We start from the raw sequence: 23908 nt of genomic DNA on the forward strand, positions 1-23908 counted from the left end.
TTACGGAACAACAATCAGCGGGCCACTGGCCGCACCCGTTGCCCGCCACTGCGGCACATACATAGACTCGACCATCGGAACCGGCACCTGGTAGGTTCCCGGCGTCACGGCGCGCGCCAGATAAACCAGCGTAACCGGCTGACCTTCATTTACTGGCACGGCCGCCACAAAGCGGTCGTCGCGGAATTCCATATGCTGAATGTCCGCCTGCTGCATCTGGCTGAGCAGGTTCTGCACTTCGCTACCGCTGTCCTGCAGGCTGGCGCTGCTGCTTGCCAGGTTCTGGTTTTCCAGCTCCAGACCCGCAGGGAGGAGATCCACCACCAGCGCGTCCGGCACGTTCTGGCTGGCTTTGACTTCCAGCCATACCAGCACCAGCTCGCCGCTCTTCAGCGAAGAGAGCGATTTCGTGCTGCCGTCCGTTGCCAGAATATGGCGTTCAACCTGCAGCACGTTCGAGCTCGGCTGAGGAGCATAGTCAGGATAACCGGTGCTATCAAGGCGTACCCACAGCGGTGAAGTGCCGGTATTGGTCACCTGCAGCGCGCCAAGCTGGTCGCCGCTCACGTTTTGTACCTGCGCTTTATCGCCACCTGATGCGGAATCTGACAGGGAGGTTTTCGCCTGCCACGCACCCGACAAGGTTTGCAGCGAACGACCGGCCAGGAACAGCGCATTGCTCTCCTGAGTGGACAACCAGCGCTGGCTGAAGGCCTGCTCAGACAGGGCATTCAGCAGCGTATTTTGCGCATCCGGCAGCAGCTTGTACTCCTCCAGAAGAGAGAGCATCAGCGCATTATCGCGAAGCTGGCTGCCGTAATCGGCCATCCAGGTTTTGCTGTCGTTGCGCGGCGTTTTGAGCGCCAGATCCAGCGCCTGCTGGCTGCGCGGGGCATCGCCCATCAGCTTGAGCGCCATGCCCAGCTGCATCAGCGGCAGGCCGGACGCCGCCTGAGCGTGACGATCCCAGATTTCACGCAGCGCGCCCAACGGCGCTTTTTGCTGACGTGCCAGCACCAGCGCGGCATAGGCCTGCACGGCGAACTTGCTGGCCTGCGTATCGTCGCTGTAGCGAATAGACATCATGCCCGGGTCCTGCAGGTAGCGCAGCAACCGGCTATTGGCATTATTCACCGCATCGGCAGGCACGCTGTAGCCCTGCTCGCCCGCACGGACCAGGAAGTCGGTCACGTAGGCCGTCAGCCAGTACTCTTCCGGACCGTTTTTATCCCACAGCGCGAACCCGCCGTCTTCACGCTGCATCTGCAGCAGACGGGAAATACCGATATCAATGGCGGCACGGCGTTTATCGTCCGTATCACCTTTGATGCCAAGCGCCGTAAGCTGCGCCGCGTTGGTGTAGAGCGACGGGAACAGACCGCTGGTGGTCTGCTCCAGACAGCCATACGGATAGGCCTGCAGTTCGCGAATATAGCGCGCCAGGTTGAGCGGTGGTTTGCCGCTCAACAGCAGTTGCCCCTGCAGGGTGGCAGGAGAGAAACCGTTGCTGTGCTGCGCCGGTGCGGTCCACGATTCGCCAGGGTTCAGCATGGCACCGGTATTGACCGTCTGCGCCGGGAACGCCGGACGCACGCCGATTTTCCAGCTCTTCTGCTGCGGGGCGAAGGTCTCGCCCGGAAGCTGCAGGCCGGTCACCTGCGCGGTCACTTCACCGTCACCATAACCGTCCAGCGCGCGTACCGGAATAAACAGCGTGCTGCGCGCCCCCGGTGGCAGCTGAACCGGCTGAGGCTGCGCGCCTTCCAGCGCCAGTTTGCCTGTCGCGTTCAGAGCGATATTCAGCGTTTGCGGCTGGTCGGTCAGGTTAGTGATATCCAGCGTCAGCCGCGAGGTATCTCCGCTTGCCAGGAAGCGCGGGGTATTCAGCTCGGTAATGACCGGCGCGGCCACGATAATCTTGCTTTCGCTGCTGCCGAAATCCTCTTCCGTCCAGGCCTGCGCCATCAGACGCAGCTCACCGTTGAAGTCTCCAATCGGCAATGTAATTGTGCCTTCCCCGTTGGCATCCAGCGTAACCGGCTGTGCCTGCTGGGCAATGATGGTGACGTGGTTCACCGGCGGTTTGCCGCCGCGCTTCAGTTCATCCCCATCGCCACCAAAGCGCAGCGCGGCCAGACGGCCCTGCCCTTCAATGACCTGGCCGTATATATCGTAGATATCCGCGCCGTAACGCTTCTGACCAAAGAAAGCCTGCCACGGATCCGGCGTGACGTAATCGGTAATATTCAGCACGCCGCTGTCCACCGCCGATACCAGGACGTTCACCTTCTGCGGCACGGCCCCCTCTTTGACGCTGGCTTTCACCTTCACCGAGAGCGTCTGGTTTGGACGCATTTTCTGCGGGTTATCGAGCGCAATATTCAGGCGGCGATTTTCGTCACCCATCGGCAGATGCAGCAGGCCGACCGCGCGTTTCGGCGTGGCGGATTTGGATTTATCTCCGGGACGTACCACCAGCGTACTCAGGTAGAGGTCGTGACGCTTCCAGGCCTTGTCGACCGGGATAGCGAGATCCAGTCCGTTTGCCGGTACGTCGATCTCTTTCCACCACAGCGGCCCTTCGCTGGACTCGATCATCGCATAGCCCTTGCCTGCGGCTGGCGCGGCAATGTGCAGGTTGATGGTGTCGCCTGGCTGATAGGCTGGCTTATCCAGTTTCAAGGTCACACGGTCAGGGCGTGCAGCGCCGGTGCCGTCGCTGTTATCCTGCCAGCTGTACCCCGCCCAGAAGCGCACGCTGCTGACCATCTCATCAGGCGCTTTCACCTCCAGACGATAAGAGCCCCACTCCACCGGGAAGGTGACTTTACCCGTTTCATCGGCCTTAAGTGTCAGCTCCTGCTCGCCTTCGACCAGGTCTTTCTGATCGAACTGAGACTGCCAGCCTTCGCTCTCAGACCAGTTCCAGAAGTAGTCCCGACGCTCGCGAATCAGACGAACCTGTAACCCGGAAACGGCCTTTTTCGCGCCGCTGGCATCGGCATACACGATGTCGAAGCTGGCGTTGCCGTTCTCATCAACAATCGGCTGGTTGACGGTCGTATCGGTGCGGTAGTCGTAAACGGCTTTACTGGCGAACTGAGGGCGAATACCCGGCAGCTCAGCCGCCGGCCAGATAGCCTGCTCAGCACGACGCGTCACCGGACGACCGCCCGACTCCAGCAGGCTGGCCTGCAGAATCAGCTGCAGCGGAGAGTGCACCTCTTTCCACTGGCTTTCGGTAGTAACCTGCCCACGTCCCTGCTCGTCCAGCGTAAGCTGCACTTCATCCAGGCTGCGGCTCAGGTTCTCTTCGGCGATATCACCAAACTGGAAGCCCGGCAGCGCGGCCACCGCGTCACGCAGCGGACGCAGGAAGAGCTGGCCCTGCAGAGAGTTACCGTTGGCCGGAGCGCCATACAGGTAATAGCCGACCACATTAAAGTCAACGTTATCCTGCGGTGAAACCGGCTCTTTTTGTCCGCTCAGGTTGAGCGCCATACGCTCTGGCATGAAGTCTTCAACGTGGAAGTCCCACAGACGCTGCAGGTTATCGCCCGTGTTGGCGCGGATATGCCACATGCCGGTCTGCGCCCCGCTGTCCAGCGGATAGTTAAAGCGATAGAGACCGTTCTCCGGCTTGACGACGATGGTACGCGCGACCTGTCCATCCGGACGCAGCACGTCAAGCTTCACGGGTTGATCGGGAAGTGGCTTACCGTCACTGTCGCGCAGCAGGCCGTTGAGGATCACCGTTTCGCCCGGGCGGTAGAGATCGCGTGGGCCAAACATAAAGAACTGCTTGCTGTAGCCCGGACTCCCTGCGATATCAAACTCCGCCAGATCAAGAGCCGGTAGCTTGAGGTCAAGCAGCGTGGTCTGACCGTCTTTACTGGCCAGGATCAGCGCGGCCTCTTTGTCGGTCTCAAGCTTTGCGTGGCCATCGCTGTCGCTTTTCGCTTCGGCAAGCGTCTGCCCTTTATCATTCAGCAGGGTGACGGTGACGCCGGACTGCGCCGCACCGTTCTCCAGACTCTGGGTGAAGATGTCCAGGCGATTATGATAACGGTGAGCGGACAGGCCAATATCGCTTAAGGTAAAGAGCGTCGCGGCGTTACTGTAGTTGTAGTGCCCGGCCTGGTTCATGACCGCGATATAAACGCCAGACTGCTGGAGCGGTTTAATATCCTTCAGGGGCAACAGTAATTTTTCGCGCGTGTTGCGCGCCGGATTAAGATCGAATCGACCGGTGTAAACCAGCTCCGCCATCTTCAGCAGGTTGTCGGATTCCCAGTTGGTCAGCGAGTTACGGTACTCCCACTGGCTGACAAGGGAAGCCAGCGATTCCGGCTTCACGCGGTAGAAGTTGACGTCAACATTGTTGACGTTGAGCGCCATTACCGGCAACCCTTCCACCACCTTACCCGGCAGCAGCGAGCCGCGGCTGGCAAAACCGACGGTGGGTTCAACGTCCCGGGTGGTCAGGGCTTTCTCATAATCAATGCCGAACGTCGCCTTGTTCAGCGCCTGCAGGCCCCGTTCAACGGTGACGACCAGGTTGCGGTTGGGCTCCAGATGGCGCAGGCGAAGCTCTTTCAGGTTAGGCGCAAGTTCCCACGCCCCGTCAACTTTGCCGCTTTTTTTGTCCACGACATGCACGGTTTTCGCGAAATCCTGATCGGGATTCAGCGGAACCGAGAATGTCAGCACCAGCGTGGCGGCACCGTCGAGCTGAACTTCAGAGGCATCCAGCAGGGTCAGCGCTTTTCCCTGACTCTGGGCGGCGAGCTTAGCCAGCGTTTCAGCATTTGGCTTTTCCGCGGCTTTCGGTGTGGATGCGGTGGATGCCGCGGGAGCCGCAGCCTGAGATTTATCGTCGCTGTTATCACAGCCGACAAGCGTAAACGTGGTAAGCAGCGCAAGAGAGAGCGCGGCTAAGCGAAACGGTTTCATCCTTTGTCCCTGGCCCTGAGGGGGCCTGTTGGTCGTCGTCCGGATAAGTATTATCCGCAAGTTTCATTAATTCAAAAAGTCCAATTTTAGAATCTGGAAAGCGCCTCGCAGAATGGCAACACGCCGCTACGCCGTGATGGAACCGCGATCACAGCCCCAAACGTCACATGTTACCTTTCACGTCATTTGTTTTTAAAACAAGAGGATAGCTGGATAAGCGTCCCTGAAGGCTGCTAGTTTTATAACCATGACGCACCCCGAGTGCGCGGTTCAATAAGAGAGAAAGCCATGAAACGAGCCGTGAACGCCCTACAAAATTTCGGAAAATCATTGTACGGACCGGTGCTTATCTTACCGATCGTCGGTCTGTTTATCGCCTTTGGTAACGTGCTGGGTAACGGTAATCTCGCTGAATACCTGCCCTTTCTTGGCCATCCGCTGATTCAGCATCTTGGTCAGCTTATCGCGAAATCGGCCGTGTCGGTGCTGGTGAACCTGGCGCTGGTGTTTGCCGTTGGTATTCCGATTGGTCTGGCGACGCGCGATAAAGGCTATGCCGCGCTGATTGGGCTGGTCACCTTTGTCGTATTCATCAACGCCATGAACGTCACGCTGCAGCTGCAGGGCGCGCTGGCGCCTGCAGCCGAAATGAAGGCGGCCGGGCAGACCATGGTGCTGGGCGTCCAGGTGCTGGAGATGGGCGTTTTCGCCGGGATCCTGACCGGGGCGCTGTCGGGATACCTGTACAATAAATATTCCGGCGTACAGTTTAACGGTGCGATGGCGATTTACTCCGGCCACTGTTTTGTCGCCATTGTAATGCTTCCGGTCTCCATGGTGCTCGGCGTGGTGATGAGCGAACTGTGGCCGTTTGCCCAGCACGGTATTAGCGCCCTGGCGCTGGCCATCAAAGGCTCCGGACCGTTTGGCGTGGCCATCTACGGCTTCCTGGAACGCATTCTGGTCCCCACTGGCCTGCACCATCTGGTCTATACCCCGTTCCTCTATACCGAACTCGGGGGCACGCAGGAGGTCTGCGGCACGGTGTATCAGGGCGCGCGCAATATCTACTTCGCCGAGATGGCCTGCCCGGACGTGAAGCAGCTCAGCAGCACGGTGGTGTGGGACGCCCGCGGCATCAGCAAGATGTTTGGCCTGCCCGCCGCGGCGCTGGCGATGTATATGACCGCCAGGCCAGAGCGTAAAGCGGCGGCGAAAGCGATTCTGATCCCGGCGGCGCTGACCTCGCTGCTGGTCGGCGTCACCGAGCCGATTGAATTCTCCTTCCTGTTCGTCGCCCCGCTGCTGTTCGTGGTGCACGCGGTGCTGACCGGCATCGGCATGATGCTGTTCTCCCTGCTGGGCGTTCACGCCATCGGCGCCAACGGGATTATCGACTTCATCCTCTACAACCTGCCGCTCGGCACGACCAAGTCCAACTGGCCGATGTACATCCTGGTCGGGCTGATCATGTTCGCCCTCTACTTCGTGGTGTTCCGCTTCCTGATCCTGCGCTTCAACATGAAAACGCCGGGTCGTGAAGATGAGGACCAGGAGACGCGCCTCTACAGCAAGCAGGAGTACCAGGCGAAGGGCAATAACGACGGTCTGGGCGAGTCCATCGTGGTGGGGCTGGGCGGCCGGGAAAATATTGAAGTGGTGGACAACTGCTACACCCGCTTACGCGTAACGGTAAAGGACGTCGCCATTATCGACGAGCCGCGTCTGAAGGCGACCGGCGCGAAAGGGATTATCAAACAAGGTAACAACGTTCAGGTGGTCTATGGGCTGCATGTCAAAAAAATGCGAGAAGCCGTTGAGACGTTTCTCTGAAAGGAGCTAAAGATGTTTACACCCCCATTCATTCTGTCGATTGCCGGCGGCGGCAGCACCTACACACCGGGCATTGTGAAAAGCCTGATGGTGCGCCTGCAGGATTTCCCGCTGGCCGAAATTCGCCTGTACGATATCGACGAGGCGCGTCAGAACACCATTGCGCCGGTCGTCGAGAAGGTCATTCGCGACCACAGTCAGCATATCAAATTTACCGTCACCAGCGACCCGGAAGTGGCCTTCAGCGGCGCCCATTTCGTCTTTGCCCAGATGCGTGTCGGTCAGTATAAGATGCGCGAGCAGGATGAGAAGATCCCGCTGCGTCACAGCGTGGTGGGCCAGGAAACGTGCGGACCCGGTGGCCTGGCGTACGGCCTGCGCACGATCCTGCCGATGGTGAAGCTTATCGATCTGGTGGATCGCTACGCGCATGAAAAAGCCTGGATCGTGAACTACTCCAACCCGGCGGCGATCGTCGCGGAGGGCGTGCGCCGTCTGCGGCCAAATGCGCGGGTGCTGAACATCTGCGATATGCCGGTGGCCGCCATGCGCAATATGGGGGCGATTCTGGGTGTCGATCGCCGCAAGCTGGAAGTGGACTACTTCGGCCTGAACCACTTCGGCTGGTTTACCCGCGTGCTGGTGGACGGCGAAGACAAGCTCCCGGCGCTGCGTAAGCATATCGCTAAGTTTGGCCTGCTGACGGAAGATGCGGCTAAAACCGATCCGCAGCATTCTGACCCCTCCTGGGTGAAAACCTGGCGCAACATCAAGCCGATCATGGACAATTTCCCCGAGTATCTGCCGAACCCGTATCTGCAGTATTACCTGATGCCGAACCAGATTGTGGCGCACCAGAACCCGGACTATACCCGCGCGAATGAAGTGATGGACGGGCGCGAGAAAAAGCTGTTCGCCGCCGCTGAAGAATATCAACGCACCGGAATTTTACCGGATGCCTTCCATGTGGGCGTCCACGGCGAGTTTATCGTCGATGTGGCCTGCTCGCTGGCCTTTAACCTGCGAAGCCGCCATCTGGTGATGGTGGAAAACCGCGGGGCGATCACCAACCTGCCGTACGATGCGGTGGTGGAAGTTCCCGCTTATATCACCTCCGAGGGCCCAGAACCGATCCGTATTGGTCAGGTGCCGCTGTTCCATCAGACGCTTTTGCAACAGCAGCTCGCATCTGAACAGCTGCTGGTGGAGGCGACTATCGAAGGCAGCTATGAGAAAGCCTTGCAGGCGTTTACCCTCAACCGCACCGTGCCGACCATGGAACATGCAAAAGCCATTCTGGATGAGATGATTGAGGCCAACCGCGACTACTGGCCAGCGCTGCAAAAAGCCTGGCAGGACGGCGAACCGGTGAAAAAATAGGGGCTTGCTCGCGAGTTGAACGTGGTTTGCTTGTCGGTGTCAGAAAAAACACCGACAATCCTTTTTTACGGAAAAGAATGGAGGCAACTCATGTCCACCTCATATTTTGTCGCTGCCGACTGGCTGATTGAGCACGGCGACGATCCGGAAGTTCAGATTATCGACGCGCGTATGGCCCCTCCGGGACAAGAGCATCGTGACGTGCCCGGTGAATACCGTGCCGGGCATCTGCCGGGTGCGGTATTTTTTGATATTGAAGCCCTCTCCGATCACACCTCTCCCCTGCCGCACATGCTGCCGCGCCCGGAAGCGTTTTCCGTGGCGATGCGCGAGCTGGGCATCAGCAAAGACAAACACCTCGTTGTCTATGATGAAGGTAACCTCTTCTCCGCGCCGCGCGCGTGGTGGATGCTGAAAAACTTCGGCGTGGAAAAAGTCTCGATTCTTGCCGGCGGGCTGGCGGGCTGGAAGCGCGACGAGCTGCCGCTTCAGCAAGGTGACGTCACGCTGCCGGAAGGTGAATTCGACGCGACCTTTGACACCCACGTGGTAAAACGCCTGACCGACATGCTGGTCGTGAGCCATGAAAAAACGGCGCAAATCGTCGATGCCCGCCCTGCTCCTCGCTTCAATGCCGAAGCGGATGAACCGCGTCCGGGTCTGAAGCGCGGACATATTCCGGGCGCGCTAAACGTGCCGTGGGGCGATCTGGTATTTGAGGGCGAGCTGAAAACTACCGACGAACTGCGCGCCATTTTTGACCGGGCAGGGGTCGATTTGCATCGTCCAGTGATTGCCAGCTGCGGTTCCGGCGTAACGGCCTGCGTGGTCATTCTGGCGCTCGCCACGCTCGGCGTAAGCGACGTCACGCTCTACGACGGCGCCTGGAGCGAATGGGGTGCGCGAGACGATCTGCCTGTCGAACCCGCGAAATAATGGATAACCGCCTGGCCACGCTGTTAACGCGCGGAGCGTCATTGACCCGCGCGGAGTATCGCGTCCTCGCCCACCTCACGGAGCATCCGCTGCTGGTGGGCAATATTACGGTTCGCGAGCTGGCGCAGGCGACATTCGTTTCTACCGCCACCATCATGCGGCTGTGCCAGAAGCTGGGGTTCAGCGGCTTTAGCGAGTTTATCTGGCACTGCAAGCAGTTGCTCTCCGACACGCCGCACATTGCCGTTCAGGGGCAATCGCCCCCTGAGCTCCCGGCGCTGTTTAATCAGTTTATCGCCAACTATCAGCACACCTTTCAGTGGGTCACCCAGGACAAACGCCAGCAGTTTGCTAACCTGCTGCGCCAGAAAGAGAGTTTCTTTCTCTACGGGGCCGGGTTCTCTTATCTGTTTGCGGAGTACCTGACCAAGAAGCTGCAGGTGCTGGGCAAAACGGCGTTTATCTCCGGACCGGGCGACAGCCGGAACATTTTTCTCAGCAATGCCGCCCGCTATCAGGTGTTTATTGCCGTCTCACGCAGCGGCGAAACGGAACAGGTGCTGGATAAAGCGCGGATAGCCAAAAATGTCGGCATGACCATCGTCGCGTTTACCCGCGCCTCGGCCAACACGCTGGCGGAGATGGCCGACGTGCACTTTGCGCTCTATGACGAAGCGGTACACTTCGCTGCCGAAGCCGCAGGGGTGACGTCGTTTGAGTCGAATCTGGTGCTGCTGATGGATTTACTGCTGCTGGAAGCAACGGGGTGACATTCACCCCGCTGAAATCAGATGATGCGGTTGGTTTTGAGATCGCGCAGGAAGCCCCCCCAACGACGCTCATAGAACGGCGTGATGTGCTCGGTAATAAAGTGGCTGATGCCCTTCTCACCGTTTTTCACCTGACAGATATCAATTGGTTCATCGCCCGGTAGCGTGTCGGTCGCCACGCTGCCCGCCGCCTGAACGATCTCGTCGAAATCGCCATCGGCTTCAATACCGATCAGCAGCACCGGCTTTTCGTCCGCGCGCTCTTTAATGGAGCAGAGAAACGCGCGCCTGACCGGCTTGAGCGTTTTGAAAAGCGTAGTCAGGGAATCGATCATCTGCGCGGGTGGTTCAGCCACTTCAGAGAGCAGCAGCGTTTCGCCCCCTTCCAGCACTTCCTGCGTGCTGAGCGGGTTGCCCTCTTCGCCAATCAGGTGGCTGATTTCACGCGGCGTAAACTCTTTCCCGGTCGGCAACTTGGCGTTGAGGAACAGCGTCTGGCCGAGCGTCATTTCAAACAGGGTACGCACTGGCATCACCACGAACGCCTGTTCGTCTTCAACCGCTTCCTGCAGCGCTTCCAGCGAGGTGAAGAACGGAATCACCGACGTGCCGTCGTCTTTCTCCCAGTGCAGCAGATCCAGCGCGCTGTCTTCCACGACCTGCTCACCTTCCGCGGCGGTACCTGGTACCCAGACGGTGGACTCCAGCAGCGTGCGGAAAAATGCCGGACGGTGGGCGGGCTCGGTCGCCGCCTGCTCCAGCAGGGTTTCTAATTCGTTTTTGGTATCTGACATAGTTTGGCTACTTCAAAAAATGCCGGGTGGCGCTTCGCTTACCCGGCCTACAAAACCGTAGGCCCGTGCAAGCGCAGCGCCGCCGGGCAATATGATGAATCCGAAGGCGCGCGTAAGCGTAGCGCCACCCGGCAAAAAAGATTACTCAGCCGTCAGCAGATTCGCTACGGTACGCACGCCCAGACCGGTCGCGCCCGCGGACCACTGCTCAACCGCCGCTTTGCGGTACGTTGCAGAGCAGTCAATGTGCAGCCAGCCCTCGTGGTAGTTCTCAACAAAGTGAGACAGGAACCCTGCTGCGGTGCTTGCCCCCGCCGGGTACGCCGCGCTTGCGGTGTTGTTCAGCTCGGCAAAGTTGGACGGCAACTGGCTACGGTGGAACTCGGCCAGCGGCAGACGCCAGAACGGTTCGTTTTCCGCCGCAGCGCTGGCCAGCAGGCGTGCGGCCAGCTTGTCGTCAAAGCTGAACAGCGCGTGGTAGTCGTTACCCAGCGCGGTTTTCGCCGCACCGGTCAGAGTCGCCATGTCGATGATCAGCTCAGGCTTCTGGGCAGAAGCGTCGATCAGGCCATCGGCCAGCACCAGACGGCCTTCGGCGTCAGTGTTCATCACCTCAACGTTTTTGCCGTTACGGTAGTGAATGATGTCGCCCAGCTTGAAGGCGTTACCGCTGACCATGTTGTCCGCGCAGCACAGGTACAGCTTCACGCGCTTTTTCAGACCGCGGGTGATGGCAAACGCCAGCGCACCGGTGATGGTGGCCGCGCCGCCCATGTCGGACTTCATTGAGTCCATGAACGCGCTCTGCTTCAGGCTGTAGCCGCCGGTGTCGAAGGTGATGCCTTTACCTACCAGGCAGGCAAAGACAGGGGCGTCTTTATCGCCGGTTGGGTTGTAGTCCAGCGCCAGCAGCACCGGTGGACGCTCAGAACCACGACCCACGGTGTGGATACCCATGTAGTTCTGCTCGCGCAGGTCTTCACCCTTGGTGATGCGGTAGGACATCTTGTCGCCCGCCACGCCACACAGCAGGTCAACGGCGCGCTGCGCCAGCTGCTCAGGGCCTAACTCTTCCGCCGGAGCGTTAATGGTGTCGCGTACCCAGTCGATGATTTGCAGACGGCTTTCCAGCTCTTTCTGACCGGCTTCGTCGAGGTTCGCCCACTCAATTTTGCGGGTGCCTTTCGGCCCTTTGTAACCCGCCCAGAACGCCCAGCTGCGGTCGGTGTCCCAGCCTTCGCCTTCCAGTGAGACATGCTTGATGCCCAGACCGTCAATTTTACGCGCGGCGCGCTGGATCAGGCCCAAATCATCGTTGCCCGTCAGGTGCAGGGTAATACCGTCGTTGTTGATGCTGTAGCTGGCTTTCTCGCCCCAGCGCGCGTCGGCGGGCTGCGTAGAGAGCGTAATCTTCATCGCTTCGGTCATTTTATTTTTCCTTATTAGCAACTAGCAAACGGGCCGCCTGAAGGCAGCCCGTTTTGTTATTTATTCTGCTTCATCTAACCAGACTAACAGAATCGCCTCCAGAATTTTTTCATTGGATGCGTTTGGATCGTCGTCGAAATCCTCCAGATCGCAGATCCACTGATGCATATCGGTGAATCGTACGGTCTTCGGATCGAGATCCGGGTTCGCGTCGTAGAGCGCTTCGCCGATTTCACGGCTGTCTGTCCACTTAAGTCCCATATTAATGCTCGCGTGCGTGGTTGATGGTATAGCGTGGGAACTCCACGACCAGATCTTCATCGGTCACCGCAGCCTGGCAGCTTAAGCGGCTGTCTGGCTCCAGACCCCATGCTTTATCCAGCATGTCGTCTTCGTCTTCGGTGCTCTCGGCGAGAGAGTCAAAACCTTCACGCACGATGCAGTGGCAGGTGGTGCAGGCACAGGATTTTTCACAGGCGTGTTCCACTTCGATACCTGCACGCAGGGCAACATCGAGAATGGTTTCACCGGTCTTCGCTTCCAGAACAGCGCCATCCGGACAGAGGTCCGCATGAGGCAAAATTACAATCTTTGGCATATTAAACCTCGTCCACGGACTGGCCTTTCAGCGCGACGCGGACAGATTTGTCCATGCGGCGAGCAGCAAAGTCCTGGGTTTGTTTATCAACGTTTTTAATGGCTTCTTCTATTGCGTCAGCGTCATTACCTTCGGCCACGGCGCTTAAGCGCGCGGCGGCTTCGTCAATCACCTGACGCTCAGCGGCGCTTAACAGCGCGGCGTCGGCAGCGAGCGCGCCGTTCAGGCTCTCCAGCACGCGTGCGGCTTCCACTTTTTGTTCCGCCAGCATACGCGCCTTCACATCCTGCTCGGCGTAGCTCATTGAGTCCTGAATCATGGAGGCGATTTCGCCATCGGTCAGGCCGTAGGACGGCTTCACCTGGATGGACGATTCCACGCCGGTGGATTTTTCCATCGCCGTTACGCTCAGCAGGCCGTCGGCATCCACCTGGAAGGTGACGCGAATATGCGCCCCGCCCGCAGGCAGCGCCGGGATACCGCGCAGCGCAAAGCGCGCCAGAGAACGGCAGTCCTGCACCAGCTCGCGTTCGCCCTGCATCACGTGGATGGACATCGCGGTCTGGCCGTCTTTAAAGGTGGTGAACTCCTGCGCGCGCGCCACCGGAATGGTAGTGTTACGCGGGATCACTTTCTCCACCAGGCCGCCCATGGTTTCTAAGCCCAGCGACAGCGGGATGACGTCCAGCAGCAGCATTTCGCTGTCCGGCTTGTTGCCGACCAGAATATCGGCCTGGATTGCGGCGCCCACGGCAACCACTTTGTCCGGGTCGATGGAGGTCAGCGGCGTGCGGCCAAAGAATTCGCCCACGCGCTCGCGCACCAGCGGCACGCGGGTCGAACCGCCCACCATGACCACTTCCAGCACCTCGTTCGCCTCAACGCCCGCATCTTTCAATGCGCGACGGCAGGCCTGTAAGGTGCGTTTCACCAGCGGGGCAATCAGATCGCTGAACTGATCGCGAGAGATCTCACCCTGCCAGCCCGCAACATTGACGGTAACCGTCTGCGCATCGCTCAGGGCGATTTTGGCGTCGATGGCCGCATCCAGCAGTTCACGCTGTACGCGCGCATCGCTGCGATCGCTGATGCCCGCCTGCTCGCGGATGTAGTCCGCCAGCAGATGGTCGAAGTCATCACCGCCCAGCGCGGAATCCCCGCCGGTCGCCAGCACTTCAAACACCCCGCGGCTCAGGCGCAGGATAGAAATATCAAACGTCCCGCCGCCAAGATCATAAACCGCGATCACCCCTTCCTGACCGGAATCGAGGCCGTAGGCAATCGCAGCCGCCGTCGGTTCGTTCAGCAGACGCAGCACATGCAGGCCCGCCAGACGCGCGGCGTCTTTGGTGCCCTGACGCTGTGCATCGTCAAAGTAGGCAGGAACGGTAATCACCACGCCGTCCAGATCGCCACCGAGCGTTGCCGTAGCGCGCTCAGCCAGCGCTTTGAGGATGTCAGCAGAAACACGAATCGGGTTCAGCAGACCGGCCGCGGTCGCAATCATCGGCAGGCCGTTTTCACTTGCCTGCAGTTGATACGGCAGATGCGGATAGCGGGTCTGAATATCGGCCAGCGAGCGGCCCATCATGCGCTTGACGGAGCTGATGGTATTCGCCGGATCGCGCGCGGCATTAGCGCGGGCGTCATAGCCTACCGCGTGACCCTGCTGCTGGTAGTGGACCACGGAAGGCAGCAGATGGCGCCCCTGCTCGTCAGCCAGCGTTTCCGCCTGGCCGCTGCGCACGGTCGCCACGAGGGAATTGGTGGTGCCCAGATCAATACCCACCGCCAGACGACGCTGGTGCGGTGCGGCACTTAAGCCAGGCTCACTAATTTGTAATAAGGCCATAATTGCTTCCGAAATTAAAAATCGAGCAGCTTTTCTTCGAGTTGTTCAGCACTGCTTCGCAGTTTATCGAGAAAACGGAGTTTGCGCACAGTATCTGCCGCCACGTCCCAGGTCTCGTTGTTCAGTTGCTCCACCATCTGCTGATGGCGGGTATCGAACATGCCCTTTACGCGCGTAATAAAGCTTTCCAGACGCGCTTCGTCTTTGGCCTGTTCAATCTCATCGAGCTCTTCGCGAAGCTCCAGCTGCTCCATCAGAAACGCCGTGTCACGCACGGTGTGCTGTTCGCTCGCCAGATCAAAACCGTGGAGCGAGAGCAGATATTCAGCGCGCGCCAGCGGATGGCGCAGCGTCTGCCAGGCCTGGTTGATGGTGGCAGAGTGGGAAACCGCAGCCAACTGCTCTGCCTGAGTACCGCTCGCGAATTTGTCCGGATGGTACTGACGCTGCAGATCCTGAAAACGGATCGTCAACGCCTGGAGATCAATCGGGTATTGAGCGGGTAGTCCGAAGAGAGTGAAGTAATCCATAACAATCTCAGGGGTAGCCTGTTAAAACAAACCCCACGCGTAGCGGGTAACGCCACGGTGGGGTTTCGGATGACGCGCGGTTAAACGTGGAAGCTTTCGCCGCAACCACACTCGTCTTTGACGTTCGGGTTCGTGAATTTGAACCCTTCGTTCAGGCCTTCTTTAACGAAGTCCAGCTGAGTGCCGTTGAGGAATTGCAGGCTTTTGCCATCGACCACCACCTTCACGCCCTTGTCTTCAAACACGGTGTCGTCAGACGCCGGTTCGTCAACAAACTCCAGTACGTAAGCCATACCAGAACAGCCGGAGGTACGTACGCCCAGTCGCAGGCCAAAGCCTTTACCACGGTTCGCCAGAAAAGAGCTTACTCGCGCGGCAGCGCTGTCGCTAAGGGTAATCGACATACTCAAACCTCAATTATTTTGCTTCACGTTTGCTTTTGTAATCCGCAATGGCGGCTTTGATCGCGTCTTCTGCCAGAATTGAGCAGTGAATTTTCACCGGTGGCAGTTCGAGTTCTTCAGCAATATCCGTGTTCTTGATTGCCTGTGCTTCGTCCAGAGACTTGCCCTTCACCCATTCGGTGACGAGGGAGCTGGACGCGATAGCAGAACCGCAGCCGTAGGTCTTGAAGCGCGCGTCTTCAATGATACCTTCATTGTTGACTTTAATCTGCAACTTCATCACGTCGCCACACGCTGGCGCGCCGACCATGCCGCTACCAACAGATTCGTCGCTGTTGTCAAAAGAGCCAACGTTGCGTGGGTTTTCGTAATGATCGATGACTTTTTCGCTGTATGCCATGATTGAATTCTCCTTATGTACCGATTAGTGATGTGACCATTCAATGCTGTTCAGATCCACGCCCTGCTTGAACATTTCCCACAGTGGAGAAAGGTCGCGCAGACGGCCAATGGAGTTGCGAACCAGCTTGATGGTGTAGTCAATCTCTTCTTCGGTAGTGAAACGACCTAAAGAGAAACGGATAGAGCTGTGTGCCAGCTCGTCAGTCATACCCAGCGCACGCAGCACGTAGGATGGCTCAAGGCTTGCAGACGTACAGGCAGAACCGGAAGAAACCGCCAGGTCTTTCAGCGCCATGATCAGCGACTCGCCTTCAACATAGTTGAAGCTGACGTTGAGGATGTTTGGTGCGCCCTGCTCGAGATCGCCGTTCAGATACACTTCTTCCATATCTTTCACACCGTCCCACAGACGGTTACGCAGCGTGCGCAGGCGTGCCATCTCGGTTTCCATCTCTTCTTTTGCAATGCGGTAGGCTTCGCCCATGCCCACGATCTGGTGAACAGGCAGCGTACCGGAACGCATGCCGCGCTCGTGACCGCCACCGTGCATCTGCGCTTCGATGCGGATACGTGGTTTACGACGAACGTACAGCGCGCCAATCCCTTTCGGGCCATAGATTTTGTGGCCGGAGAAGGACATCAGGTCCACTTTCAGCTGGCTCAGGTCGATAGGCAGTTTGCCCACGCTCTGGGTCGCGTCCACGTGGTAGATGATACCGCGCGCGCGGCACATTTCGCCGATGGTCGCGATGTCTTGTACCACGCCGATTTCGTTGTTGACGTGCATGATGGAGACCAGAATGGTGTCATCACGCATGGCCGCTTCGAGCTCTTTCAGATCGATAATGCCGTTGCTCTGTGGCGCCAGGTAGGTGACTTCATACCCTTCACGCTCCAGCTGACGGCAGGTGTCCAGCACGGCTTTGTGTTCGGTTTTGCTGGTGATGATGTGCTTGCCTTTTTTCTGATAAAAGTTGGCTGCACCTTTGATCGCCAGGTTGTCGGATTCGGTCGCACCGGAGGTGAAAACAATCTCACGCGGGTCGGCACCCACCAGGTCAGCGATCTGATTACGGGCGATATCAACCGCCTCTTCAGCATGCCAGCCAAAACGGTGTGAACGGGAAGCTGGGTTACCAAAGTTTCCGTCCAGGGTCAGACACTGCATCATTTTCTCGGCAACACGCGGGTCCACCGGCGTGGTTGCGGAGTAGTCGAGATAAATCGGTAATTTCATTGCTCTATAAACTCCGTACATCGCTTCAATGCAAGGAATCAGGCAACCGGCTGGATGTACGACCGAGTACACGGGGCGAGTCTTCGCCCCGGCCTGATTCTGAAATACTTATCGTTTTATTACGCGCGTAATTTGACGTCGATAGCGTCCTGCGCGCGGGTGCTGCGTTGGGAATCATGGCCGTGCTGACGGCCCGATACGTCCAGAACTTCCTGGTTGTTCACCAGCTCACCGAGGGTGATGTTGTTCAGGAAGCCGGTCAGACGGTCGCTCAGATCGCGCCACAGCGCGTGGGTCAGGCACTTATCGCCGCCCTGGCAGCCGCCTTTACCCTGGCAACGGGTCGCGTCAACGGATTCGTCAACTGCGCTGATCACTTCGCCAACTGCAATACTGCCCGCGTCTTTACCCAGCAGATAACCGCCGCCTGGGCCACGAACGCTGGAAACCAGTCCATTTTTACGCAGTCTGGAGAACAGCTGTTCCAGATAAGAGAGGGAGATCCCTTGTCGTTCAGAAATATCAGCCAACGGAACCGGGCCCGCTTCGGAGTTGAGCGCAACGTCCAGCATCGCGGTCACGGCATAACGCCCTTTAGATGTCAGTCTCATGTCTTACTTAACCTCAAACTCGCCCCTGCCCGGGGTTTTTTATTGTAAAATGGGGTATTGCATAGCAGGGCCAAGTCTGACATTCCTGACTAAAATGGTCAACTATTTACTTGACTGTTTTAGTCAGGTATTTAACCTTCCGTGCCGTTTTTTGTCGGGTGACGCTTCGCGTACCCGACCGACGGTTTTGTAGGCCGGGTAAGCGAAGCGCCACCCGGCGAACAGACGACACTACTCTTTATTCTTCTGCTCAATCGACGCCAGGATCCCGCGCAGGATGTTCAGCTCCTGGCTTTCCGGACGCGCGCGGGTGAACAGACGGCGCAGCTTATTCATCACCTGACCCGGGTGGCCTTCGCGGATAAAGCCGGTCGAGAGCAGCGTCTGCTCCAGGTGACCGTAGAAACGCTCAAGGTCGTCCACCAGCGGGTAAGCCGTCTCTTCTTTAGGCTCAACCTCTTTTTCCTGCGTTGCCAGCCACGCCATACGCACTTCATAGGCGATAACCTGCACCGCCATCGCCAGGTTCAGCGAGCTGTACTCCGGGTTTGCCGCAATCGCGACGTGATAATGACACTTCTGCAGTTCGTCGTTGGTCAGGCCAACGCGCTCGCGGCCAAATACCAGCGCAACCGGTGCCTGTTCTGCTTCCGAGACACTTTTCAGGCCGCATTCACGCGGATCGAGCATTGGCCACGGCAGCGTGCGCGAACGCGCGCTGGTACCAACAACGAGGCTGCAGCCAGCCAGCGCTTCGTCAAGGGTATCGACGATCTGGGCATTGCCGATCACGTCGCTGGCCCCGGCCGCCAGCGCGATAGCCTGCGAGTCAGGTTTCACCAGCGGGTTAACCAGCCACAGGTTCGTTAAGCCCATGGTTTTCATAGCGCGGGCAACGGAGCCCATGTTGCCGGTATGCGATGTTTCGACCAGCACAATTCGAATGTTTTGCAGCATAATTTTTAATGTCTGAATTCAGTGTCTGAAGAATATTCGGGCATATTATCATAAACGGGAGACATAATCCGATCCCGCTGCTATACTCTGCGCCGATTTTCCTGTTCTTTAACATCCAGTGAGAGAGACCGATGCATCCGATGCTGACCATCGCCGTGCGCGCAGCGCGCAAGGCGGGTAATGTAATTGCCAAACACTACGAAACGCCAGACTCCGTAGAAACCAGCCAGAAAGGCAGCAATGATTTCGTGACTAACGTCGATAAAGCCGCAGAAGCGATTATTATCGAAACGATCCGCAAATCTTACCCACAGCACACCATCATCACCGAAGAAAGCGGTGAACATGAAGGTACCGATCAGGATGTTCAATGGGTTATCGATCCACTGGATGGCACCACCAACTTCGTCAAACGCCTGCCACACTTCTCTGTGTCTATCGCAGTACGCATTAAAGGCCGTACTGAAGTCGCCGTTGTGTACGATCCAATGCGTAACGAACTGTTCACCGCGACCCGCGGTCAGGGCGCGCAGCTGAACGGCTACCGTCTGCGCTGCAGCAACGCACGCGATCTGGACGGCACCATCCTGGCGACCGGTTTCCCGTTCAAGGCGAAACAGCACGCGACCACCTATATGAATATCCTGGGCAAACTGTTCACCGAATGCGCGGACTTCCGTCGCACTGGTTCTGCTGCGCTGGATCTGGCCTACGTGGCAACCGGCCGCGTTGACGGTTACTTCGAACTCTCACTGAAGCCATGGGATTTTGCTGCGGGCGAGCTGATCGCGCGTGAAGCAGGCGCCATTGTTTGCGACTTCACCGGCGGCCATAACTATATGTCTACCGGCAACATCGTTGCGGGTAACCCACGCGTTGTTAAAGCCATGCTGGCCAACATGCGTGATGAACTGAGCGATGCGCTGAAGCGTTAATCCAGTTTGTTAAGCCCGGTGGCGCTACGCTTACCGGGCCTACAAAATCCCTCAGTACGCTAGAAAGGCCGTAATCCCCTTCCCACCGGTACCGCACTCATCCACATCGTCACCGCCGCCACCAGCAGAATCACCCCACCCGCCAGCGCAAGCGTGGTCCACCCTATCTGTCGCCACAGCACCGGCGTTTTATTGCCGCTGAATTTGACCGCCAGCTGACGGAAGCTGTGTACCAGCAGCGCTAAAGACGAAATGGTGAGAGAGGTTCCTGCCGCCATCGCCAGCGCGGACAGCATGCCCCAGCCGAACACGCCGATGACCTTACTGAACAGCAGCACCATGATGGCCCCCGAGCACGGGCGCATCCCCATCGAGAGAACAATCATCAACCTCGCGCGCCAGTCGTCGCCGTTCTGTAATTGTTCCTGCGTGGGCAAATGCTGATGTCCGCAGCCGCAGTGTTCATCATGAACGTGGTGCGGCGTAAAGGTTTTGAATGTCGGTTTTTGCAGCAGCACGCGCAGCTTTTTCAGCGCCCGCCAGCACAGGATCAGCCCCAGCACGCCCACCAGCGCGTAGCTCCCTTTCTCCAGCCAGAAGCTGCTCATATGCAGCTGGCGCGCCGGAAGCTGCAAAAGTGAAAGCACAACAACGACCAGCGCAATCGCCACGCCGCCCTGCAGCAGCGAGGAGGCCAGCGTCAGGCCGATGCTCGATTTCAGCTTTGACGGATGGGTGGCGAGCCAGGTCGTAATCACGATTTTGCCGTGCCCCGGCCCCAGCGCGTGCAGAACGCCATAGACAAAACTGAACGCCAGCAGGGATCCGCCCGCTTTGGTCGGGTTCTCCGCCACCGCCTTCAGCAGTCCACTCATCTGATGGTTGACCTCACGCTGCCAGATAATGCTTTTCATCATGACCTGCGGCCAGGCCTGCCACAGCCACAGCGCGCCGCAAACCGCTAACAGAAAAAAGAGCGCCAGCGGCCAGAGATGCAGCCAGCGGCGAGGTTTCCGAACCGGAGAGGAGATCACTGACATTGTAACGTCACCTCCTGTGCGAACTGTTTACCCAATTCCATATCCTCGGGTGGGGCATCGTCCTTGTCGAGTGAGACCGCAAAGTTCAGCATCTCTTCACTGGGCTTCGGGGTATGAACGCCAATTTTGCAGCTTTTTTGCAGCGCGTCCGGCAGCCGTACGTCGCTGTCTTTGTCATAGCGCATATCAACATAGTAAGTGGGATCAAAAATGGAAAACGTGTACGTTTGCCCGGCCAGCGGCTGAGGATGCGCCAGCGGAAGCACGAACGTCAGCACCGCCTGGTGCCCTTCACGCGTCATCCCGTATTCCGTTGGTCGGTTCAGAAATTTGACCTTTTGGCCGTTATGCCAGAACTCGGTGAAGTAGTGCTGGCCGAGCACGTTGGCCATTACTTCCGCTGCCAGCTTTTTCCAGATTTCGTCACCGGGCTTCGCGTTTCCCGCGTCATAGAGCAGGTCAGCCGAGGTGATTTCATCCATCGTCCAGCGCATTTTCAGGCCGCTCAATTGCGTGCCGTCGGTGATCAGCTCGGTTTTGAGGTCAATAAAGCTGTGAGGGTGTGCGCTGGCCGTTAAGCTGATAACCGCCAAAAATAACGCCATCGCACATTGTTTAACTGTTTGCATCAATTCCTCACGTCAAAAATTCTGTGATGTTCCCCAGCAATCCTGAATGAAAGGCCTGCCGGCGCGCTTTTCAGCGCTCATCCTTTAGCTATTCTTATCAAACATTCACACTGGATACCCGACAGATGATGACGACGCTTGAAATACCATCTGTGCTTTCCAGTTCGCAGCGCCGCTGCCAGGTGCTTTTGATGCTTTACCTGCCCGATGCTGCCGTCACCGCACAGAGCATAATCGCTGCCAACGGCGTGGACGACGCGATGGCACGGCAAGATATAGCCGAGACGCGCGATGAAATCCAGCGCTATCACCGGCTGGATATCGTTACGCACCACGACGGCTGCTACCGGATTGAAGGCACAGCCCTGAATCAGCGTTTATGCCTGCTGCACTGGCTGCGCCGGGCGCTACGGCTTTGCCCGCAGTTCGTCTCGCACCAGTTTACCCCCGCATTAAAAACCGCGCTTAAACAACACGGCATCGCGCGCCCGCTTTACGACGATGCGAACCTGCGGGCGCTGATCGGTTTCTGCTCACGCAAGCTCCAGCGCCAGTTTGAATGCCGCGACGTCCAGTTTTTACAGCTCTATCTGCAATACTGCCTTATTCAGCACCAGCTCGGGAATACGCCGCAGTTTTCCCACGTTCAGCGCAGTTGGACCCAGTCGAGGGGGGAGTATTTTACAGCGCAGGAGATCGTGCGCCACTGGAGACGGCGCGTCCCGCAGGGTGCCCACGGGGATGAACAGCTGTTTCTGGCGCTGCTGTTTATGATGCTCCGCACGCCCGATCCGGTGCTTGATAAGCACCAGCAGGATCAGCGTCTGCGCCGGGCCATCGTGCGCATGGTGGCCCGCTTTCGTTCGCAGACCGGGATGAACTTCAGCGATGAACAAGGGCTGACCGATCAGCTGTATATCCATCTGGCTCAGGCGCTGGACCGTTCGCTGTTTGAGATCGGCATCGACAATAGCCTGCCGGAGGAGATCCACCGCCTTTATCCCCGACTGTTACGCACTACGAAAGAGGCGCTGTTTGAGCTGGAGGCGGAATTCGGGCTACGTTTTTCCGATGAAGAGATGAGCCTCGTGGCGGTGATTTTTGGGGCCTGGCTGATGCAGGAGACCGACCTGCATGAAAAACAGGTTATCCTGCTGACGGGAGAAGACAAAGCCAGTGAGGAGCAGATCGAACAGCAGCTTCGCGAGCTGACGCTGCTGCCGCTCAACATTCGCTACCTGACGCTGCAGGCTTTTCAGAAAGAGGGGGCACCGCGCGAAGCCGCGCTGGTTATCACCCCCTACCCTACAGCCCTGCCGCTGTTCTCGCCGCCGTTGATTCATGCCGTTGAGACATTGAACGCGCAGCAGCAAGAACATATTCGCGCCATGCTGGAATCATAGCGACGCGCGTGCGGCCACTTTCGGTCGAACAAACATTGCCGGTAGCGCCACCAGAGCCATTACCCAGAACACGCCGTGCCCCAGATGCTGATAGAGGAACCCCGCAAACACCGTCATGATCGCGATACTGCCCCCCATTGCCACTGCCGAATAGACGGCCTGCAGGCGAATCACGTCCCCACCCTCGCGCGCAGCGATATAGCGCATGGCCGCCAGATGGCACACGGTAAAGGTGCCACAATGAAGAATTTGCGCCACAATCAGCCACGGCAGATCGGTCGTCCAGCCCATAATCCCCCAGCGCGCCACGCCACACACGGCGGAAAGCAGCAGCAGGTCACGCGCGCCAAAGCGGCGGAACAGTTTTTTGCTCAGGGCAAAGATAATGACTTCGGCCACCACGCCCAGCGACCACAGATAGCCCACGGCGGAAGCGGAATATCCTGCGCCTTGCCAGTAGATGGCGCTGAAACCATAGTACGCCGCATGTGCCCCCTGAAGGAGGCACACGCACGCCAGAAAACGCCAGCTCTGTGCGACCAGGCTCCGCCATGCGGGCCAGCCCGCGCTCTCCTGATGGCGGCTTTCCCCTTGCGGCATCACCGACGGTCGCAGCAGCATGCCCAGCAGCATCGAGGCAATACCGATGCTCAACAGGGCAAGAATGGCGCGGTAATCGTACAGGCTGACCAGTTTGCCCACCAGCGCTGAGCCAATCACAAAAGCGATAGAGCCCCACAGGCGCACGCGACCGTAGTCCATGGTGATCTGCTTTTGCCAGGTGTTCGCCAGGGCATCCGTCAGCGGCACCAGCGGTGAGAAGAACAGGTTAAAGCCAACCATCACCACCATCAGCCAGGCAAACTGGTGGCTGACCCAGAAGCAGGCCACAAAGACCAGGGTCAGCAGAGCCAGAATGCGTACGGCCTTGATCAGTAAGGAGGGATCGCTGACGCGTGGGGCTATCAGCAGGCTGCCGAGGAAACGCGCCACCAGCCCGGCTCCCAGCAGGACGCCGATGGTCTCGGGCGTCAGGCCGATACCCTTAAGCCAGACGCTCCAGAAAGGCAGAAAAATGCCGTAGCTAAAGAAATAGGTGAAATAACTGAGCGCCAGCCAGCGCGTGGAATGCAAGACCATGAATCCCTCCCGAAATCGAGGCCATAGTCTGGCGAGAATATAAAAATTAAGCAAGTAGATAGCCTGCTATAAATTA

The 23908-nt window shown here is 58.2% G+C and carries 21 protein-coding genes; 6 read left to right on the forward strand and 15 right to left on the reverse strand.

What is annotated here, in order from left to right:
- On the reverse strand, positions 1-4953 hold the full coding sequence (locus ABFV38_RS16345; protein WP_348957588.1) for an alpha-2-macroglobulin: 4953 nt from the start codon (positions 4951-4953) through the stop codon (positions 1-3).
- A 288-nt stretch (positions 4954-5241) separates the two neighbouring features.
- Between ABFV38_RS16345 and ABFV38_RS16350 the strand changes: the two genes are divergently transcribed.
- The 4 genes from ABFV38_RS16350 to ABFV38_RS16365 all read left to right on the forward strand — a co-directional run bounded on the left by ABFV38_RS16350 (position 5242) and on the right by ABFV38_RS16365 (position 9872).
- Positions 5242-6786: a PTS transporter subunit EIIC gene (locus ABFV38_RS16350; protein ID WP_342821805.1), complete on the forward strand. Its 1545-nt coding sequence runs from the start codon at positions 5242-5244 to the stop codon at positions 6784-6786.
- A gap of 12 nt (positions 6787-6798) precedes the next feature.
- Positions 6799-8166 (forward strand): 6-phospho-alpha-glucosidase, encoded by a 1368-nt coding sequence (locus ABFV38_RS16355; protein WP_348957589.1) that lies wholly within the window; start codon positions 6799-6801, stop codon positions 8164-8166.
- Positions 8167-8256: 90 nt separating this feature from the next.
- Positions 8257-9102: a 3-mercaptopyruvate sulfurtransferase gene (sseA, locus tag ABFV38_RS16360; protein WP_348957590.1), complete on the forward strand. Its 846-nt coding sequence runs from the start codon at positions 8257-8259 to the stop codon at positions 9100-9102.
- Positions 9102-9872: a MurR/RpiR family transcriptional regulator gene (locus ABFV38_RS16365; RefSeq protein ID WP_348957591.1), complete on the forward strand. Its 771-nt coding sequence runs from the start codon at positions 9102-9104 to the stop codon at positions 9870-9872. Before sseA ends, ABFV38_RS16365 begins: the two co-directional genes overlap by 1 nt.
- Before the next feature lie 17 nt (positions 9873-9889).
- Here the strand turns inward: ABFV38_RS16365 and sseB are convergent, their stop codons facing one another.
- The 11 genes from sseB to trmJ all read right to left on the reverse strand — a co-directional run bounded on the left by sseB (position 9890) and on the right by trmJ (position 18685).
- Positions 9890-10666 carry an enhanced serine sensitivity protein SseB gene (sseB, locus tag ABFV38_RS16370; protein WP_032648693.1) on the reverse strand — a complete coding sequence of 259 codons (777 nt, stop codon included), beginning with the start codon at positions 10664-10666 and terminating at the stop codon, positions 9890-9892.
- A gap of 141 nt (positions 10667-10807) precedes the next feature.
- Entirely contained in the window at positions 10808-12094 is a 1287-nt protein-coding gene (gene pepB / locus ABFV38_RS16375; RefSeq protein WP_348957592.1) for an aminopeptidase PepB, read from the reverse strand.
- Positions 12095-12154: 60 nt separating this feature from the next.
- On the reverse strand, positions 12155-12355 hold the full coding sequence (gene iscX, locus ABFV38_RS16380; protein ID WP_003860650.1) for a Fe-S cluster assembly protein IscX: 201 nt from the start codon (positions 12353-12355) through the stop codon (positions 12155-12157).
- Position 12356: 1 nt separating this feature from the next.
- Positions 12357-12692, reverse strand: coding sequence for an ISC system 2Fe-2S type ferredoxin (fdx, locus tag ABFV38_RS16385; RefSeq protein WP_003860652.1), 336 nt, complete (start codon positions 12690-12692; stop codon positions 12357-12359).
- Position 12693: 1 nt separating this feature from the next.
- Entirely contained in the window at positions 12694-14544 is a 1851-nt protein-coding gene (hscA, locus tag ABFV38_RS16390; protein WP_348957593.1) for a Fe-S protein assembly chaperone HscA, read from the reverse strand.
- Between the two features lie 14 nt (positions 14545-14558).
- On the reverse strand, positions 14559-15074 hold the full coding sequence (gene hscB, locus ABFV38_RS16395; RefSeq protein WP_024908642.1) for a co-chaperone HscB: 516 nt from the start codon (positions 15072-15074) through the stop codon (positions 14559-14561).
- 80 nt (positions 15075-15154) lie between these two features.
- Positions 15155-15478: an iron-sulfur cluster assembly protein IscA gene (gene iscA, locus ABFV38_RS16400; protein WP_003860659.1), complete on the reverse strand. Its 324-nt coding sequence runs from the start codon at positions 15476-15478 to the stop codon at positions 15155-15157.
- Between the two features lie 13 nt (positions 15479-15491).
- Complete coding sequence (gene iscU, locus ABFV38_RS16405; RefSeq protein WP_003860661.1) at positions 15492-15878, reverse strand: Fe-S cluster assembly scaffold IscU; 387 nt, start codon at positions 15876-15878, stop codon at positions 15492-15494.
- 24 nt (positions 15879-15902) lie between these two features.
- A complete protein-coding gene (gene iscS / locus ABFV38_RS16410; RefSeq protein WP_008502157.1) occupies positions 15903-17117 on the reverse strand; it encodes a cysteine desulfurase in 1215 nt (404 codons plus the stop codon).
- Between the two features lie 119 nt (positions 17118-17236).
- Positions 17237-17728: a Fe-S cluster assembly transcriptional regulator IscR gene (gene iscR, locus ABFV38_RS16415; RefSeq protein WP_045399615.1), complete on the reverse strand. Its 492-nt coding sequence runs from the start codon at positions 17726-17728 to the stop codon at positions 17237-17239.
- 231 nt (positions 17729-17959) lie between these two features.
- Entirely contained in the window at positions 17960-18685 is a 726-nt protein-coding gene (gene trmJ, locus ABFV38_RS16420) for a tRNA (cytosine(32)/uridine(32)-2'-O)-methyltransferase TrmJ (protein WP_008502159.1), read from the reverse strand.
- Positions 18686-18816: 131 nt separating this feature from the next.
- On the opposite strand from trmJ, the gene suhB reads away from it, so the two are divergent.
- Positions 18817-19620, forward strand: a complete 804-nt coding sequence (gene suhB / locus ABFV38_RS16425) for an inositol-1-monophosphatase (protein WP_003860668.1) — start codon at positions 18817-18819, stop codon at positions 19618-19620.
- A gap of 59 nt (positions 19621-19679) precedes the next feature.
- On the opposite strand, the gene ABFV38_RS16430 is transcribed toward suhB, so the two are convergent.
- Positions 19680-20660, reverse strand: coding sequence for a nickel/cobalt transporter (locus tag ABFV38_RS16430; RefSeq protein WP_348957594.1), 981 nt, complete (start codon positions 20658-20660; stop codon positions 19680-19682).
- Positions 20651-21289, reverse strand: a complete 639-nt coding sequence (locus ABFV38_RS16435) for a DUF1007 family protein (protein WP_348957595.1) — start codon at positions 21287-21289, stop codon at positions 20651-20653. The genes ABFV38_RS16430 and ABFV38_RS16435 overlap by 10 nt, the downstream gene beginning before the upstream one ends.
- Positions 21290-21414: 125 nt before the next feature.
- Between ABFV38_RS16435 and csiE the strand changes: the two genes are divergently transcribed.
- Positions 21415-22692: a stationary phase inducible protein CsiE gene (csiE, locus tag ABFV38_RS16440; RefSeq protein ID WP_045908545.1), complete on the forward strand. Its 1278-nt coding sequence runs from the start codon at positions 21415-21417 to the stop codon at positions 22690-22692.
- Here the strand turns inward: csiE and ABFV38_RS16445 are convergent.
- Entirely contained in the window at positions 22687-23832 is a 1146-nt protein-coding gene (locus ABFV38_RS16445; protein ID WP_167211955.1) for a 3-phenylpropionate MFS transporter, read from the reverse strand. The genes csiE and ABFV38_RS16445 overlap by 6 nt on opposite strands.
- Positions 23833-23908 lie beyond the last annotated feature (76 nt).

The sequence above is a fragment of the Enterobacter cloacae complex sp. Mu1197 genome, assembly GCF_040059225.1.
GTDB lineage: Bacteria > Pseudomonadota > Gammaproteobacteria > Enterobacterales > Enterobacteriaceae > Enterobacter > Enterobacter quasiroggenkampii.